The 15750-nt window shown below is 66.0% G+C and carries 16 protein-coding genes; 2 read left to right on the top strand and 14 right to left on the bottom strand.

Annotated elements, in window-relative coordinates:
* The 11 genes from ASD72_RS21190 to ASD72_RS06830 all read right to left on the bottom strand — a co-directional run bounded on the left by ASD72_RS21190 (position 1) and on the right by ASD72_RS06830 (position 10275).
* Positions 1–525 (bottom strand): hypothetical protein, encoded by a 525-nt coding sequence (locus ASD72_RS21190; protein WP_162250356.1) that lies wholly within the window; start codon positions 523–525, stop codon positions 1–3.
* Positions 522–3077, bottom strand: a complete 2556-nt coding sequence (locus ASD72_RS06875) for a hypothetical protein (RefSeq protein WP_155944516.1) — start codon at positions 3075–3077, stop codon at positions 522–524. Before ASD72_RS06875 ends, ASD72_RS21190 begins: the two co-directional genes overlap by 4 nt.
* A gap of 113 nt (positions 3078–3190) precedes the next feature.
* Positions 3191–3736: a DUF4136 domain-containing protein gene (locus ASD72_RS06870; RefSeq protein WP_056879194.1), complete on the bottom strand. Its 546-nt coding sequence runs from the start codon at positions 3734–3736 to the stop codon at positions 3191–3193.
* A 67-nt stretch (positions 3737–3803) separates the two neighbouring features.
* A complete protein-coding gene (locus ASD72_RS21470) occupies positions 3804–4316 on the bottom strand; it encodes a hypothetical protein (RefSeq protein WP_235577957.1) in 513 nt (170 codons plus the stop codon).
* Positions 4317–4318: 2 nt separating this feature from the next.
* Entirely contained in the window at positions 4319–5122 is an 804-nt protein-coding gene (locus ASD72_RS06860) for a DUF2092 domain-containing protein (RefSeq protein ID WP_162250355.1), read from the bottom strand.
* A 33-nt stretch (positions 5123–5155) separates the two neighbouring features.
* On the bottom strand, positions 5156–6115 hold the full coding sequence (locus ASD72_RS06855) for a transporter (protein ID WP_081420192.1): 960 nt from the start codon (positions 6113–6115) through the stop codon (positions 5156–5158).
* A 10-nt stretch (positions 6116–6125) separates the two neighbouring features.
* Positions 6126–6503, bottom strand: a complete 378-nt coding sequence (locus ASD72_RS06850) for a DUF1622 domain-containing protein (protein ID WP_056879191.1) — start codon at positions 6501–6503, stop codon at positions 6126–6128.
* 45 nt (positions 6504–6548) lie between these two features.
* Positions 6549–7475 (bottom strand): formylglycine-generating enzyme family protein, encoded by a 927-nt coding sequence (locus ASD72_RS06845; RefSeq protein ID WP_056879190.1) that lies wholly within the window; start codon positions 7473–7475, stop codon positions 6549–6551.
* Between the two features lie 107 nt (positions 7476–7582).
* Entirely contained in the window at positions 7583–9175 is a 1593-nt protein-coding gene (locus ASD72_RS06840) for an arylsulfatase (protein WP_235577956.1), read from the bottom strand.
* Between the two features lie 39 nt (positions 9176–9214).
* Positions 9215–9892, bottom strand: a complete 678-nt coding sequence (locus ASD72_RS21465) for a DUF202 domain-containing protein (RefSeq protein ID WP_235577955.1) — start codon at positions 9890–9892, stop codon at positions 9215–9217.
* The gene (locus ASD72_RS06830) at positions 9853–10275 is read right to left on the bottom strand and encodes a hypothetical protein (protein WP_056879188.1); all 423 of its coding nucleotides are present in this window, start codon (positions 10273–10275) and stop codon (positions 9853–9855) included. Before ASD72_RS06830 ends, ASD72_RS21465 begins: the two co-directional genes overlap by 40 nt.
* Before the next feature lie 163 nt (positions 10276–10438).
* Between ASD72_RS06830 and ASD72_RS06825 the strand changes: the two genes are divergently transcribed.
* Positions 10439–11605, top strand: coding sequence for a hypothetical protein (locus ASD72_RS06825; RefSeq protein ID WP_056879187.1), 1167 nt, complete (start codon positions 10439–10441; stop codon positions 11603–11605).
* Positions 11606–11629: 24 nt separating this feature from the next.
* On the opposite strand, the gene ASD72_RS06820 is transcribed toward ASD72_RS06825, so the two are convergent.
* From ASD72_RS06820 to ASD72_RS21690, 3 genes are all read right to left on the bottom strand, one after another.
* Positions 11630–12049, bottom strand: a complete 420-nt coding sequence (locus ASD72_RS06820; RefSeq protein ID WP_056879186.1) for a response regulator — start codon at positions 12047–12049, stop codon at positions 11630–11632.
* Positions 12050–12148: 99 nt separating this feature from the next.
* Positions 12149–12826: a response regulator transcription factor gene (locus ASD72_RS06815; RefSeq protein ID WP_081420190.1), complete on the bottom strand. Its 678-nt coding sequence runs from the start codon at positions 12824–12826 to the stop codon at positions 12149–12151.
* A gap of 132 nt (positions 12827–12958) precedes the next feature.
* Positions 12959–13936 carry an AraC family transcriptional regulator gene (locus ASD72_RS21690; protein WP_056879185.1) on the bottom strand — a complete coding sequence of 326 codons (978 nt, stop codon included), beginning with the start codon at positions 13934–13936 and terminating at the stop codon, positions 12959–12961.
* A gap of 170 nt (positions 13937–14106) precedes the next feature.
* On the opposite strand from ASD72_RS21690, the gene ASD72_RS06805 reads away from it, so the two are divergent.
* On the top strand, positions 14107–15720 hold the full coding sequence (locus ASD72_RS06805) for a histidine kinase (protein WP_056879184.1): 1614 nt from the start codon (positions 14107–14109) through the stop codon (positions 15718–15720).
* Positions 15721–15750: the final 30 nt, after the last annotated feature.

Below are 15750 nucleotides of genomic sequence, written 5' to 3'. Positions count from 1 at the left end.
TCATTCCCTGGCGTGTGGAAATCGAGGTTGACGGATGCTTTTCCGATGCCCCCCCCGGTAGCGCCACCGGTCCTGGGCGAAATGCAGCATGGCCCCCGCGCCCACGGCTTCGGTACCGTTCGAGGTTCGCATCGCCATCGCGCCGTAGATGTCGGGAGCGATCGCCCTCGCCTTCTCGCCTGGCGCTCTTCGCGTCTCAGGCTGGACGTTGGGGCGGAAGAAGGCCAGCGCCACGCCACCCCCATGGCCGACGGCCGGGTCCGTGATGATGATGGGCACCGGCAGGAAGCCGCCTTTTTTTTCCAGCAACCACCGGGATACATCGAGTTTTCCATCCTCGGTGTCGTGCAGGAGTGCGCGCAGGCCGGCCGACGGCGGCGGATGCGCGTCTGGCGAAGGCGCCGGCAGTCCTCGCGGCTCGGCGGCGGGAGGTGGCTGCGCGAAGGCAGCGCCTGCGCACAGCAGCCATATGCCTGCCAGGACGCGGGCCCCGTCGCGCAACGGGGAGCAGCGCTGCGCGTTCACCGGTGCCGGAAGCCGCCGCCGCGTGCACCGCCGCCCAGGCCCGGTCGAAAGCCGCCTACCGGACGCGCCTGGCCGCCACCGCTGCGCGGTATGTCCACCCGCGTCGGCTGGCGTGCGCTGATCCGTTCGTTGCCGCGCTCGCGCGCGAAGCGGTCGCTGTCCAGTCCCTTGCGCGTCTCGCCGCTGAGGTTCCTGGATGCATCCGGTCGCGTGACCTTGCTCCAGTCCCCGTTGTCGTAGTGGTAGACGTGTCCGTCGTGGCCGGCATAAATGCTGTCGTTGATGTCGACCACGCCGCCGTGGTGCAGCGTTCCCGTGTCTGCGTTGTAATGGAAGCCACCGGCGCCTTTCGCCTCGCCGCCCGACGGACCATGGGTATCGAAGGCTCCCGCACCGGCGCCGCCGTGCGGGCCCACCACGGCACCGCCTGCTGCCTGCGTCACCCGGCCCGTATCGGTGTTCACCACCGTGCGCTCACCTGCGCGTGCCGCGCGCCCGGTGTAGGGATTGACGGCCACGGCGCCACCGCCGGCCACTACCCTGCCCGTCTGCGGGTTGTAGCGGATGCCCTGTGCGCCCGCCGTGGTCGTACCGGTGTACGCGTTCGTGTTGATGCCCGCGCGACCGACGCCACGCGCGCCGGTCGCTTCGTTGTAGAAGCCGCCGCGCGCACCGCGTCCCACGTTGCCGGTCCAGGGATCTGCCCATGCGGCAGCCGTACCACGCACTGCGGCATTGCCCCAGTGACCGTAGACATTCCATGCCGCCGCACCGCCTCCCCACCAGCCCCACGGCGACGCCGGTCCGTACCAGGGGCCCCACCACGGACTGTAGGGGCCGTACCAGCCGTCATACCAACCCCAGCCCCATCCGAACGTCCATCCCACCCACGCGTTCCAGCCGAAGTAGGCGCCCATGCCATAGGTCAGCGGACAGCCGTACCAGAACGTGCCCACCCACGGCGTACACAGGTAGCCGGTGCCGTACACCACCACGCTGTCGGACACGACGGTGCCGTAGTAGCCGGGCGTGTAGCCGACATAGACCTCGTCTCCGTTGTGCCCGTAGACGCGCACGTAGGTGACGTAATGCAAGGGTGAGCGGGACGGGATCGTGTAGATCACGGCGGGCACCGAACTCGCCACGGCCCATGGACCGGTCGCCGCACCGGCGGAGAACCAGACGCCCTTGTCGACGGCATAGAAGTGGCTTCCGTCCACGCGGATCACCGGCACCGGCGTGTTCCGCGCGTACTGCAGGGGTGTCCCGTCGATCGTCGCGAACGCAGGCGCACCGTCGTATGCCACCTGCAGCGTTGCCTTGCCGCGATCGACGGTCGCGGTCTGGGGAATACTGTTGGCGATCAGCGATTCCTGCGCCTCCGGTGTGCCGGGAATCGACGCGAGTACGCCGCTCTTCGGGCTGTCGGGCGGGATCTTCGCGAAGTCGGCCGGCAGGCTGCGCGCGGCGACATGCCCCCATGGGCCACGACTGCCGGGCGCGCTGAACCAGCGGCCGGATACGAGCACATACCAGCGATGCGCGTCCGCGGCATCCACGAACACATCGGCGCCGGTGTTGGTGATGTAGCTGAGCCGTGTGCCCGCGATCCCGGCGAATTGCGGTTCGCCCTGCACGGAGATGAGTTCCGCGGGCCGGGTACGCACGTACACGTCCGGCCAGCGTCCCGCACGGAAGACGTCCTTGAGTGCTTGCGGCGGGTCCGCCATGGCATCGACCTGATGGCCCTCCACCGCTTGCCTCGCGGCGGACACCAGGCCTGCGTCGGGGGTCTGCACAGGGGTCCAAGGACCATCCAGCGACGTCGCACTTGCCCAGTGGCCTCCGATGGAGACGAGGTAGCGGCCCCCTTGCTGGAGCAACAGCGAGCGGCTGTTGATCACCCGCTGCACGCCCGGCGCACCCGCGGGCTTCAGCACAGGCTGGCCGTCCACCAGCACCAGGATCGCCGGCGCGGTGCTGAACACGATCTCGGGTGGATCATTGCGAACGGTTTGCGAGGCGCCGGCGGCATCCGCCTTCATGATCGCCAAGGCAGCTTCCAGCGCGTCCAACGACATCGTCAGGGTGGGTTTGGCCTGCAATTGCTTGCGCGCCAGCGCGAGATAGCCCGCCTGTTTCCCGGCGGCCGACGGAAAGCTCGCGCGCTCGATCTCGAGCCCGCTCAGCACCACTGCCCGTGCCTGCTTGTCCACCTGCGTCCTCGCGGCGATGTCCAGCGTGCCGTAATCCATGCTCGCCTGCTGCTTTCCATCGGCGCCCGTGTGGACGCCGGTATCGACCGACATGACCGCGCGCGCGCGGAGCTGGTTTCCCTGCCAGGAGACGAGCTGTGGCTGGTGGATGCTGAAACCGACGCCATCGACGCTGAAGTCGCGGGGAAACGGGCGCGCATCGATCGTCACCGCGCCGTCCTGCGCCGCTCCCGCAACCCATCCCGTTCCCGACCCGATGCCGGCCGCATGGGCATGCGCCGCGACCGCCAGCATTCCACCTGAGAGCAGGCGTACGAACCATCCCTTCCTGTCCATGATGCACCTCGACGATCGCACTCAATCGGTGACGTTCAAAAGTGACGCGGGTCCCGGAACAGACCAGGGGTCCGTTGGAGGAGAGATCCGGGCCCGCGCCAACGCATGAACGTTCAGGGCGTCGAAGCGCCCGGCGGGAAGCCGGCGAACATCTTGTCCAGACCGGCATCGACGGCTGCGTTGACCTTGTCCGGAGACGAGGGAACCGTGCCGCTCGCGCTGCCCCGCCAGATGGCCTGCTGCGTGCGCGCATCGAACATGTCGACGATCAGCGTGCCAACGTCGTAGGTGTGTACCGTCGTGGTGGCCGTCCCCATGCCCACGCCGCCCGCCCAGCCGCCCCGCCAGCCCCAGCCCCCCAGCCCGGTGCCGGAATAGAACGTATCCAGCGTCTGCTTCTGCGACGAGGCCACGTGGGCGGCCAGTGCGACGTCACCGCTGCCTTGCCCTTGCGTCCAGCCTTTGGCGGCCAGGCGCGCGTCGATGCCATCGATGATGCGCTGCTGCACCAGCGGAGGTACTCCCGCGGGTTTCTGCGCCCAGTAGTAGGTGCGGTAGGAGGAGAAGTTGGCCGAAGCGGCGTGATCGGTCTTCACGGTCGGCGAGGAAGCGCAGCCCGCCAACATCACGGTCGCGAGCGCGATTGCGGAAGCTTTCATCGGTCGATCTCCTGTCGTGGAATGCAGCCACACCGCGGCGTGCCGCCGGGGCCGGACCTGGGGCCACTCAGCGTGGCGGATTCACTACGATGTACTGCACCGTGGTGCCGTAGTACTGCGGCTGGTACCAGGTGCTCCCGCATTGCTGGTAGCTGATCCCATTGATCACCGTCATGACGCAGCTCGGGGGCACCGAATTCACCACCGAGCCGACGACCGCGGCGGTCAACGCGACACCGGCCGTCACCGCCGCCGCGGTCGCGAACGGATGGTCGTCCCAGTCGTTCCAGTGGTCGTCATGGTCATGCACGTCCACGTCGACATTCACGTTGCGGTTGACGTTGCGATTCGTGTTGCGGTTGACGTTGCGGTTGACGTTGCGGTCGCCGCCCCTGTTGACCTGGGCATTCCGCGGGCCGCCCGTCGCGGGTCGATTGACGCTGCCGTGCGCAGTGGCGCGTGCGCCTGCCTGGTAGCCGCCATGTCCGCCGCCGCGGTCTGCCGCAGCAGGCGTCGCCAGGGCCACGAGGAAGGCAAGGGAAAACCAGACACCCATGATGCGGAACGAAGAAGCGGCCATGTTCATTTCTCCTGGGTCTGTACCGCAACGGCATCGATTTCCACCAGCGTGATGCGGGCGCTTCCCGGCGGCGGCTTGAAGGTGTAGCGGGCCGCGGCGATCGCGCGCGTGGTATCCCACTTCAGGCGTGCCGTGTACTTGGGCAGCGCGGGATCATCCAGGCTGGTGATGACGATCTTCTGCGGCAGGAAGCTCGACGGGCTTATCCAGACCTGCCAGTCGGCACCCGGCTGCTGGTAGGCATAGTGATCGACGCGTTCTCCCTCCAGCGTCCCCGCTCCCACGTAGATGGCGGACGTGAGCACATTCGCGGGTGCCGCATCGGTGCCCCACAGGAACAGATCGACCAACGGCAGATCGATCCCGTAGTCGGTCGACAGCGTACCGGCCAGTTCGCGCAGCGACGCATGCACATCATCGATACTGGCGTAGTACTTGAGGCGCGGCGAATAGAGCGTCAGCGTGTTGCCGTCGTAGAACAGCTGCCTGTGCGCGCGGTCGCTCTTGATGTCCACGAACAAGCGTCGCGGCGGCTCGACTTCGTAGCGGATCTGCCCATCCAGCTCGATCTTCTGGCCGCTCTGCAGCACGACTTCGGTAGAAGCGTCCGAGGTGAGGGAAAAATGGGGAAGGCCTCGCAGCGCCTTGCTCATCCGCTCAAGGGCGGCGACGGCCGCCGCATCCAGATGGGCGTCCTGGCGCGACGTGGCGGATTCGGTGCGTTCCTGTGCCGCCGCACCGAAGGCGGCTGCCGATGTGGCGGCCAGCAGGCATGCGACGATCGAGCGGGATATCAGCGTGTTCATGCGCATTCCTCAGCGAGTGTTGATGCGGTGTCGCTAGAAGCCGAACGTGACCATCAGGCTCAGCGGATTTCCTTCGAAGCGGTTCTTGACGTCGAACTCGCTGACGTAACGGAAGGTCACGTCCACGTGCTCGCCACCCGGCCATTTCTTTCCATAGGTGACGACCGGTCCAATCCCCAGCGAGTGCCCGCGAAACCCGTTCAGGCGGTCTGCGGTGGGGCCACTGTCGTCTTCCACCTGCTCGATCCAACCGACCACGCCGCCTAGGCCCCAGCCACTGGGCGTGCGCTTGATCAACAGGGCTTCCGTGCGGAACACGACGCCGTTCTTGTAGTCCGTGTCGTCGTTCTCGCTGTACCAGTCCATCGCCGCCTGCACGCTGAACTCCAGCGTGCCCTTCTGCATGAGCTGCGTGTACCCGAACGTCGGCGATACCGTCCAGACGTTCAAACCGGGATTGGCGATGCGCGAGGGATCGTAGTCGGCGGTGGGGGCGAAGACGTAGAGGCCGAATGAAAGGTGCCGCACCTGGTCGATGTGGAATCCGGCGATGACCGGAGCGAAGTAGAAATCGAACAGGTTGGACGCGTTCTGGCTGACGCTGCGCGATGCTTCGCCGGCCTGCAGGTCGGCGCTGGCGGTCACGTCGATGTACGGAATGGCCGCCATGCTGGCGAAGTTCCAGCGGCCCGCCTGCGTAGGCCAGACGTACACGCCCGTCAGCATGAACAGGTTCGCTTCGGCTTCAAGACCCAGGCTGACCTGCCCAGCAATCGGGACTTCACGGCTGGCACCGATCTTCCCGTCGTAATAGACGTAAGCGACGGCCCACTGGAAGCCGGGCTCGGGCGGAATCACGCCCGTGTAGGGCGCGATCTGCATGCCGGTGATCGGCCTGCCCATCGCCCCTTCCGTCCCCCAGGCCGCAGGAGGCAGCGCGAGCAGGAGGGGAAGCAGCAACCGGGGCCCGGCGTCGTGAAGGATGCGCATCATGCAGTCCTCGCTAGTGCGTGGAGGGAGAATCGTCCGACGGCGCCACGCCTTGTCGCTCGCGCACCTCGTTGATGTCCCGCTCGAGAAAGTAGTTGAGGAACGTCCGGATCACGGCGATCGCGCCGAGCTGCCCGATGGCTTGCCAGGTAGGCACGATCGACGACTCGATGATGTCCGCCGCCAGCTGGAAGGTCAGGGCTGCCACCAGCCATCGCCCGTACGTAAGCCACACGGACCGTCGTCGCTGCGCATCGAAGTCGCGCCGGATCGTCATGCTCGCGACGCCCACGAATGCCTGCAGCGACGCGCCGATGATGATCGCCGCGGCGACCATGTCGATGAGCGTGATGGCCGGTTCGGACATCATCACCAGCCAGGGCCTCAGCATGGCGCACCCCTCGGGAGTCGATGCCCGTGGTCGGCCCGATGCGGTTCATTGCCGGACGACACAACGGAATCCCACATGCGATGTCGCGGTGTCGATGGGCTGCGCCATGCGCGCCGCCGGGCGGTAACGCCTGCAGTAGTTCGGCGCGCAGAGATGCGAGCCGCCCTTGGTCACCCTGCGCGGAACCGCGACTGGCCCTTGCGGGTCGTGGCTGGTCTCACGCCGTCCGCCCCGCGGGTTCTCCCGCGTGCAGCAGGGCTTACCCGGCGACTCGTCGTGCCGCTGGTACCAATCGTCGATCCACTCCCAGACATTGCCGATCATGTCGAAGAGCCCGTACGGGTTCGGCGCGTACGCACCGACCGGCGAGGTTCCCACATGGCCATCGTCGGCCAGGTTCTGCCACGGAAACTCGCCCTGCCAGGTGTTGGCGACATGCCGACCTCCCGGCGCGAGCGTGTCGCCCCAGGCGAACTCTGAAACATCGTCTCCGCCGCGTGCGGCGAACTCCCACTCGGCCTCGGTCGGCAACTGCTTGCCTGCCCAGGTGGCATAGGCGAGCGCATCCTCGAAGCCCACATGCACGACCGGGTGCTCCGCCAGTCCGTCGAGCGAGCTTTCAGGGCCCTGCGGATGTTTCCAATCCGCTCCGCGGATGTAGTGCCACCACTGGTAGTGATCCGACAGATCCACACGGCCCGGAGGCCTGACGAACACCACGGACGCAGGCTCCAGCAATGCCGGATCCGCGCCCGGATACAGGGCCGGATCGGCAGGCCGTTCCGCCAGCGTGACGTAGTTCGTGGCCGCGACGAAACGCGCGAACTCGCGATTGGTGACCAGGTAGGGATCGATCCGGAAGGCGCCCACGCGCACCTTGTGCGCGGGTCGTTCCTCCGCGTAGTGATCGTCCGAGCCCATGCGGAATGTCCCGCCGGCCAGCGCCACCATGCTGTCTGTTCCGCCGCACATGCGTCGCTCCTTCTCGCTGCCAACACGGCCACGCTGCACCGGCACACCTGGCGCCGACCTGGCGAGGTCGCCGCGCCGGGCAAAGCCCATGCACGATGTCTCCGCCATCAACCGGACCCGGCGGGAACCTCGCTCATCTTGTCGACCGCCTGCTCCACGGTGAACGTTCCAGGCTTCTGCACCGGAGGAAACTCGCGGAATGTCTCCAGATACTTGGTGAGCACGGCCATCGCACCGTAGATCCAGAAGGCGTTGTGGATCATCCAGTCCCAGTAGGTATTGGAGGTCTGGTCCGCGCGCTCGTAGGGGTCCATCCTCAGGTTGAAGATCTTGGGCATGCGCAACGGCGTGAACGGCTCCGCCCATATCTGCATGGTGCCCCTGCAGCGCTGCTCCATGAAGACGATCTTCCAGCTGTTCCAGCGCAGGCCGAGGACGTCGCCGTCATCGCTGAAATAGACGAATCCCGGACGCGGACTCTTGTCCTGCTCGCCGGTCAGATACGGCAGGAGGTTCCAGCCATCGACATGGTTCTTGAACTTCCTGCCATTGACGGTGGCACCCTTCTTGAGCCGATCGACGCACGTCGTGTCGCCTGCTGCGGCCAGGAGGGTCGGCAACCAGTCGTGGTGCTGCACGATGTCGTTGAGCACTTTTCCTTCCGGGAAATGAGCCGGCCAACGCGCCAGCAGCGGCACGCGGAACGCGCCCTCCCAGTTCGTGTTCTTCTCGCTGCGGAACGGGGTCATGCCGGCATCCGGCCAGCTGTTCATGTGAGGGCCGTTGTCCGAGGAGTAGACCACCAGCGTGTCATCCGCCAACCCGAGCTCATCCAGCAAGTCGAGCATCTGCCCCACGTTCTTGTCGTGGTCGACCATCGTGTCGTGGTACGGCGACTGGTGCTCGCCCGCCTGCCCGAGGCTGCTTTCCTTGGTGTGCGTGATGAAATGCATATGGGTGGTGTTGAGCCACACGAACCAGGGCGTTCCCGCCTTGTTGTTGCGCTTGACGAAATCGGATGCCGCGGCGACGAACTCGTCGTCGCAGGTCAGCATGCGCTCGCGTGTCAGCGGGCCGGTGTCTTCGATCTTCTGCTTGCCGACCGCACCCCAGCGCGGGTGGGCGGTCTTGTCGTCCTTGTCGGTCGCCCAGCTGTGGATGACACCGCGCGGGCCGAAATTCTCCCGGTACTTGGGATTCTTGGGATACCCGTACATCTCGGGCTCTTCTTCGGCATTGAGGTGATACAGGTTGCCGAAGAACTCGTCGAAGCCGTGCAGGGTGGGCAGGAACTTGTTGAGGTCGCCGAGGTGGTTCTTGCCGAACTGTCCGGTGGCGTAGCCCTGGTCCTTCAGCAGTGCGGCGATCGTGACGATCTTCTCGGGCATGCCCTGTGGCGCACCGGGGATTCCCACCTTGGAAAGGCCGGTGCGGTGCACGCTCTGGCCGGTGATGAACGATGAGCGCCCTGCGGTGCAGGACTGTTCCCCGTAGGAATCCGTGAAGCGCAGACCCTCGTTCGCGATCCTGTCGATGTTGGGCGTCTGGTAGCCCATCAACCCGTGCGTGTAGCAGCTGAGGTTGGCGATGCCGATATCGTCGCCCCATATCACGAGGATGTTGGGTTTCTTCGCACCGGTCGATGCACGCTTGCCGGCTGCGGCAGCGGACGGCTTTTCGGTCTTCTTCGCGGTTGCCACGTTGTTCTCCTTGCTCATCGGACTGTGGAGTCGCCGTCCTCACCCGAACGGCGCGACGTCGAACACCATGCTGACGATCGCGAGCAGGCCCAACATCCACAGCAGGCCCGCCGTGATCAGCGTGAGGGAAACCGGGTAGGCGCTTTGGCCGTGCAGCAACCCTTCCTGGATCATCTGGTTGCGCTCATGGCGAAGGCCTTTCATGAAGTTCAGGTGGTAGACGATGCCGAGCGTCAGCATCAGCAGGCCGAGCGCCACCATGGCCACGCCGAAATTGCGCGGTGCATTCGCGCCCAGCTGGATATCGGGAAGGTGCAGCAACTTGCTGAACACCTGGAAGATGGTGAAGCCGAACCCGATCAGGGAAAGCGCCGTGCGCATGATCGACATCAGCGTGCGCTCCGCGCTCATGCGCGTGCGCTGGAACGACATGCCGGTCCGCCGCATGGACATGTCGGTACGGTCCGACGACAGGTCGGTGCGGAACTCCGACAAGTCCGTGCGGTGCTCCGAGAGCCCCGTCCTGCGATTGGAGAGATCGGTCCGGTACGCCGAATACGTCACCGACGCTTCATCGGCGCGGCTGCGATCCACGTCGGGAACGGGCGGCACGTCGCGCGGCACCACCCGGTCGGGGCGCGCGGCGGTGAGTACCCGCTTTTCGGTTCTCCGTGCCATTACGCCGCTCCCTTCCGCGAATGCCGCGCGCGCCACCACCGTGCGACGCGGGCGACAGGCCCGCGCAGCAGGAGGTAGGGAACGAAGGCGAGGAGGACCGCGATGACGAAAGTCTCCAGGGGATACCTGAAACCCCCGAAGACCTTGAACTGGTAGATCACGTCCATCCCGACACCCAGCAGCAAGACCCGCGTGACGGCCGTGACGCCCTCCCTGAACGACTGCAGGCGCTCAGCGCGGGACGATGTCGCCATCCGGACCAGGTACGGCGAACGCCCGAGCTTTGCGTCCTTGATGCCGTCATGGAGTGCGGCCAGGAACGCCATGGTGGGCTGCAGGAAGAACCGGAACGTCATCGGGCCCTCCGCCCTGCCGATCAGGTCGGTGCCGAAACGTTGCAGATAGTCCAGGAAGCCATCCACCGTCGCACTCCGTTCGTGGAGTCCGAAGCATCGACGCAGCCCGCGTTGCGCACAATCGCGATTACTACTGGTTTCGCTCCAGTATTTTTACTGCGGTGCGCGATCCGGACGATTCACTATGCTGGCGCCGGCGACTCACGCCGAACGATGTGGCGCGCGCGCAATGACGATCGACGACCTCTCCCTCATGCGCGGCGGACCGGTGTACCGCGCGCTTCATCGGCTGGGACTGCTCCACACCCGGGGCGCACTCGCGCCGCGCATGGCACTGGCGATGATGGCGCTTGCCTGGCTTCCGCTCGTTGCGCTATCGGCGCGCGACGGCGCGCTTCTCCCGGGTTCTGTCAGGATGCCGCTGCTGGCCGACGCTTCTGTCTATGCGCGCCTGATGCTGGCGCTGCCACTCCTGGTGCTTGCGGCGGGACCGGCCGACCGGCTGTTGCGTAGCGCTATCCGCCAGTTCGGTCGCGCTGGACTCGTCCCTGACGACAAGCGTTCGAAGTTCGGGGCGATCGTGACGCGAGCGCGGCGCCTGCGCGATTCGCATGTCCCGGAGCTGCTCTGCCTGGTCTTCGCGCTGGTGCCGGCGTTGCTTTCCCACCCCGTCCTGACCGAGCTGCCGGACGTGAGTGGCTGGCACACCACGGCCGACGGGACCCCCACGGCCGCTGCGCGCTGGGCATGGTGGGTGGCGATGCCCTTGTTCCGCTTCGTGTGCTTCGTCTGGCTGTGGCGATTCCTGATCTGGACACTGCTGCTGGCAAGGATCGCCCATCTCGGCCTGGACCTGCGACCGCCGCATCCGGATGGCGCAGGCGGCCTGGGCTTCCTCGGCTTTGCGCAACAGCGCTTCTCCGCCTTGTCGCTCGCCGGAGGTGTCGTGCTTTCCGGAAGCTGCATCAATCACTTCATCTACAGCGGCCAGACATTGCTCGATGTGCGCTATCTGCTGGCGGCTTACGTCGTGGGCACGACCATCGTCCTGATGGCGCCCCTGCTGTTGCTGGCTCCGCCCCTGATCCGCGCCAAGCGCCACGCGCTCGCGAAGTACAGCGCCTTGGGGCACAGGGCGATCCGCAGCTTCGACCTCTGTTGGAAGAAGGGTCAGATGGAGGACGATGCGCCTTCGCTGCTCGACAGCCCGCAACCTTCGGCGCTTGCGGATTTCAGCAGCGTCTATGCCAGCCTGTCGGCGATGTCGGTGGTGCCGGTCACGCGCTGGAACGTGCTGTGGATGCTCCAGGCAGCGGCGCTGCCGCTGCTTCCCCTCATTTTCTTCGGGATGTCGGTGGACGATCTTGTCAAGAAGCTGGCATCGGTACTGCTGTGACCGCGCGCCAGCCCGCGCGACGGATCAACGGCTTTGTGGAACGCCGATCCGGGACACGATGGACGTCGACATGAACGCCCTGCCCTCGCGCACTTCCCGGACGGCGCGCAGGAGGTCCTCGCCCGCGTCGGCCTTCAATACGTAACCACAGCCGGGATTGATCAGTGCGCGCTTCACGAGGGCGGGATCGTCATGCACGGTGATGAAGACGACATGGGCGATCGCCGCCTCGGCAAGCAATCGCTCGGCGGCCGCGAGACCATCCAGGCCAGGCAGCGTGATATCGGTGACGAGCACGTCCGGCTTCAGGTCGCGTACGGCCATCAGGAGCGATAGGCCCTCATCGACCAGACCGATCACGTCGAACTCGGTAGCCAGCAGCATCCTCAACTGCCGCGCGACGGCGGTGCTGTCCTCGGCCAGAAGTACCCGAATCCGGTCCATCGCGTCCACCGGCGGAAAGGCTGAATCGATGGTGGACCCGCGTGCCACGCGATGAAACAGGAAAACAACCGTTCCCGGGCAAGTAAAACTACTGATGCGTCAGGCCGCGGGCCTGTCGGCGTCGCGAAAGGCCCTGATCAGGCCCAGCTGGTGCGCGCGACGTACCAGCTCCAGCGTGCCGTGTACTCCCATCTGCTGCATCATCGTGTACTTGTGCGACTCGACGGTGCGCACGGAGACGCCGAGTTCGTACGCGATCTGCTTGGATCGCAGCCCTTGCGCCACCCAATCGAGAATGCGCTGCTGCTTGTCCGTCAGCGTCAGGTGGTCGGGGCGATCCGTCGATGCGATCGCCATCGCTGCGAGGCTCGGGGCGAGGTAGGCACGGCCAGCGGCCACTTCAGCCACCGCATGCAGTAACTCATCGCCCGCGGCCGCCTTGAGCACATAGCCATTGGCGCCGGAACGCAGCGCCTCCGCGACCACCGCAAAGCCGTCATGCATGGTGAGGAAGATGAAAGGCGTCAGGATGCCCTCCGATCTCAGCTCGCGCATGGCGTCGATGCCGGTCATGTCCCCCATCGCCACATCGGTGACCACCACGTCCACGTCCCCACCACGCACCACGTCCAGCAACGCGCGCCCGCACATCACCATCCGCACGTCGCGAAACCGATCCTGGAGAAGGCGGACGACGCCTTCTCCCACCACTTTATGATCATCGGCAACCAGCACGCGCAAGCGACGTGCGGTCTCCTCCGCAGAGGCATCCTCCATCGGCGCACCTCCTCCCTGGGGCACTGGCGATTGCGACCCGCAGGCAGTGCCTGATGTGACCATGCCGGCGGGTACCGCTCGCGCATGGTAGTCAGAGGCCGTTTATGCGACGTGATATTCGCGCGCCGTTCGTCAGTACATACGTGTAGCGCTGGGCGTCTCGCCGAACAGCGCACCGTAGTCGCGGGAGAAGCGTCCCAGGTGCGTGAAGCCTGAACGCAATGCCGCATCCGTCACGCGCGCAGTGGGCTCGTGAAGCAATATGCGGCACGCCTCGTTGAGCCTGGCGACCTGGTGCCAACGTCGCGGCGAGACGCCATAGACATCCTGGAAAACGCGTTCGAGTTGGCGCTCGCTCATCCCCAACGCGACTTCCAGCGCGGCACTACGGAACGGCTCGTCGCCGTAGTCGCCAAGGAATGCCTCGGCCCGGCGCACGACGATCTCATGCCTCAGCTCGCGCACGCTGGACGCCACGGCACTCTCTTCCCGGGAGCCGCGCGCGAGCGCACCGATGAATGCATCCAGCAGATAGTCGCCCAGCAGGCACGCATCGGTCAGCGAGGTGGACGCGTTCCAGCGGGCCGCCTGCTTGAGTGCGTGGTGGACCGCGCGACGGAGCCTGGCGTTGGCATCGGCCGCTGGCGCACAAAGATGCCAGCCCCGCTCTGGAATGCTGATTTCGCGATTCAAACGCGCATGGATCGCCGCTTGCAGGAGAGCCCGCGGCGCCAGCAGTACCGTCCATTGCCACAGCGGCGAGATCGTTCGCACCGCCAGTTCGCGATCTTCCGTGAAGACCATCAACTGGCCGGCCTTCACCTGCGTGCCGTTGAGCCACATCGGCACGTCGCAATGGGTGGCGAGCGCCAGCCCGATGACCCCTTCTCCGAAGGAGCCGTTGGCGAACACGGGTAGCGAATAGGTGCCGCAGTCCAGGCTGAAGCCGTCGAACACGATGCGTTGCGCACGCGCATGGAAATGACCGGCCCCCATGAGCCGCTGCTCGAAGCGGGTGTCCTTCACCACGCCCGACAATGCATCGGGATTGAAGCCGTCGACCTGCAGGCACACGTAGTACATGCCATGGGTCGCGAGCACTGCGTCCATGTTCCACCATGTCGGAATGTGGATAGCCGCCGGATCATCTGGTCCGTACAACGGCGTGTCAATCAGGGGGCCGGGTCTGCACTTGCCGTTGGTCGGAAAGTCGCGCGATACGCATGCTCACGGCGCGTGAAGGGGGATGGATCCGGTCACGACGATGGAGCACGTCAGCGATGCGCACCAACGGCACACTCCTCCCACGCGACCTCGTCGAATCCCATCGCGTGGTTTCGCGGCTTGTCGCCATGGCGGCCGCCGCGGCGGTGGCACAACTGATATCCATCGAGCTGTGGATCCCCGCACCGCGGGATCACATGCTGTGGTTGCCGGGCGCCGTGCTGATGTCCGCTCTCTTGTGGCGCCCCTACTCGGAATGGCTCGCATGCATGCTGGGCGCGTTCGCGGGGTGTGTCGGCACGCTTGTCGTGTTCGGCGCGCCCCCCGCGGAAGTCGGCGGGGTCATCATGGGGCTGATGGTCCTGGTGGGGTTGGCGTCCTGGCTGCTCAGGCAGATCCGCAGGCCCGTGTCCGCGCTGGAGGACTACCCGCAGGTCGCACTGTTCCTGGTGATCGCCGTGCTGTTCCTTCCGCTGGCCAGCGCGTGCTGGACATGGGTACTCACCCGCAGTTCCACGCTGCCTGATTTCGTGGGCTCGTGGCACAACCTGCTGCTGGCGAATTCGCTTTCCTACCTGTTGCTGGTCCCCACGGTCGCGGCGCTCAGGCGCATTCGCCGTCATCCGGAGCGGCGACCGGCACGATCGCCCACGCAGATCGTGCTCGCGCTGACCATGCTGCTCGTGCTTTGGGCCATCTGGGCGCGCCCGTGGTCGTCGCCCGTCATGGAACCGTTGCTGACGCTGGCGGCGAGCATGCTGCTGGTCTGGCTGCTGCTGGTGTTCGGCGCGGCCGGCGCCTTCCTCGCCCTGCTCTGCTCAACCCTGCTGTGCATGGCCATCAGCAGCCGCGGCCTGGGGCCTTTTGCGCTGGACAGCATCGAGCAAACCACACTGGCCGTGCAGTTGTGGGCACTCGGCGACGGGATCATGCTGCTCCTGCTGACCGTGCTGGCCGAGCAGCGGCAGACGGCCAGGATTTCGCTGAGTGGCGCCTATCTCCGGCTCGCGGACCTGACAGGGCGCATGCTGCGCGTGCAGGAGGAGGAGCGTACGCGGATCGCGCGCGACCTCCACGACGACATCAATCAGTCGCTCGCGTCCATCTCGATCCAGCTGAGCTCGCTGAAACGAAACACCGCATCTGCAGCGAAGGAACAGATCGAGAAGCTGCAGGAGCAACTCCTTGCCGTCTCCGGCGACGTCCGTCGCCTGTCGCACGACCTGCACCCCAGCCTGTTGCGCTACACCAGTCTCGCCGCCGCCCTGCGCGGACTGTGCGATACCTACCATTCGAGCCCGGGAACCCGCCTGCATTGCGAGATCGCCGACGACGTGAACCTCGACGACGACCAGAAACTCAACCTCTTCCGCATCGCGCAGGAGGCTTTGCACAACATCAACCGTCACGCACATGCGCGCCATGCGTGGGTGAGGCTCGCTGTCAGCGAAGCAGAAGGATTGCTGCAAGTGGATGACGACGGTGTCGGCGTTGACGTCGCCGAAGCCGGCGCGCGCCGCGGGCTGGGCATGATCAGTATCGAGGAACGCGCGCGCCTGCTTGGCGGACGCTCCGTGCTCGAGCGCCGGAGCGAGGGCGGCAGCCGGCTCGAGGTGCGCTTCCCGATGCGTCGCCCGGACGTGCTCGCGCCACCCAGCGTTTCTTCTTAAGCGGCCCCAGTATTTTTACCGGAGATTCCC

It is taken from the genome of Pseudoxanthomonas sp. Root630 (assembly GCF_001427585.1).
Lineage (GTDB): Bacteria > Pseudomonadota > Gammaproteobacteria > Xanthomonadales > Xanthomonadaceae > Pseudoxanthomonas_A.
This window is presented reverse-complemented; position numbering and strand designations above follow the sequence as displayed.

What these genes read in the sequence shown, in the direction of transcription:
- ASD72_RS06845 (WP_056879190.1), bottom strand. Translation starts at nt 7,475, where the DNA reads ATGTGCGGCGGAACAGACAGCATGGTGGCGCTGGCCGGCGGGACATTC.
- ASD72_RS06875 (WP_155944516.1), bottom strand. Translation starts at nt 3,077, where the DNA reads ATGGACAGGAAGGGATGGTTCGTACGCCTGCTCTCAGGTGGAATGCTG.
- ASD72_RS06850 (WP_056879191.1), bottom strand. Translation starts at nt 6,503, where the DNA reads ATGCTGAGGCCCTGGCTGGTGATGATGTCCGAACCGGCCATCACGCTC.
- ASD72_RS21690 (WP_056879185.1), bottom strand. Translation starts at nt 13,936, where the DNA reads ATGGACGCAGTGCTCGCGACCCATGGCATGTACTACGTGTGCCTGCAG.
- ASD72_RS06855 (WP_081420192.1), bottom strand. Translation starts at nt 6,115, where the DNA reads ATGATGCGCATCCTTCACGACGCCGGGCCCCGGTTGCTGCTTCCCCTC.
- ASD72_RS06870 (WP_056879194.1), bottom strand. Translation starts at nt 3,736, where the DNA reads ATGAAAGCTTCCGCAATCGCGCTCGCGACCGTGATGTTGGCGGGCTGC.
- ASD72_RS06805 (WP_056879184.1), top strand. Translation starts at nt 14,107, where the DNA reads ATGCGCACCAACGGCACACTCCTCCCACGCGACCTCGTCGAATCCCAT.
- ASD72_RS21470 (WP_235577957.1), bottom strand. Translation starts at nt 4,316, where the DNA reads ATGGCCGCTTCTTCGTTCCGCATCATGGGTGTCTGGTTTTCCCTTGCC.
- ASD72_RS06860 (WP_162250355.1), bottom strand. Translation starts at nt 5,122, where the DNA reads ATGAACACGCTGATATCCCGCTCGATCGTCGCATGCCTGCTGGCCGCC.
- ASD72_RS06825 (WP_056879187.1), top strand. Translation starts at nt 10,439, where the DNA reads ATGACGATCGACGACCTCTCCCTCATGCGCGGCGGACCGGTGTACCGC.
- ASD72_RS06815 (WP_081420190.1), bottom strand. Translation starts at nt 12,826, where the DNA reads ATGGAGGATGCCTCTGCGGAGGAGACCGCACGTCGCTTGCGCGTGCTG.
- ASD72_RS06820 (WP_056879186.1), bottom strand. Translation starts at nt 12,049, where the DNA reads ATGGACCGGATTCGGGTACTTCTGGCCGAGGACAGCACCGCCGTCGCG.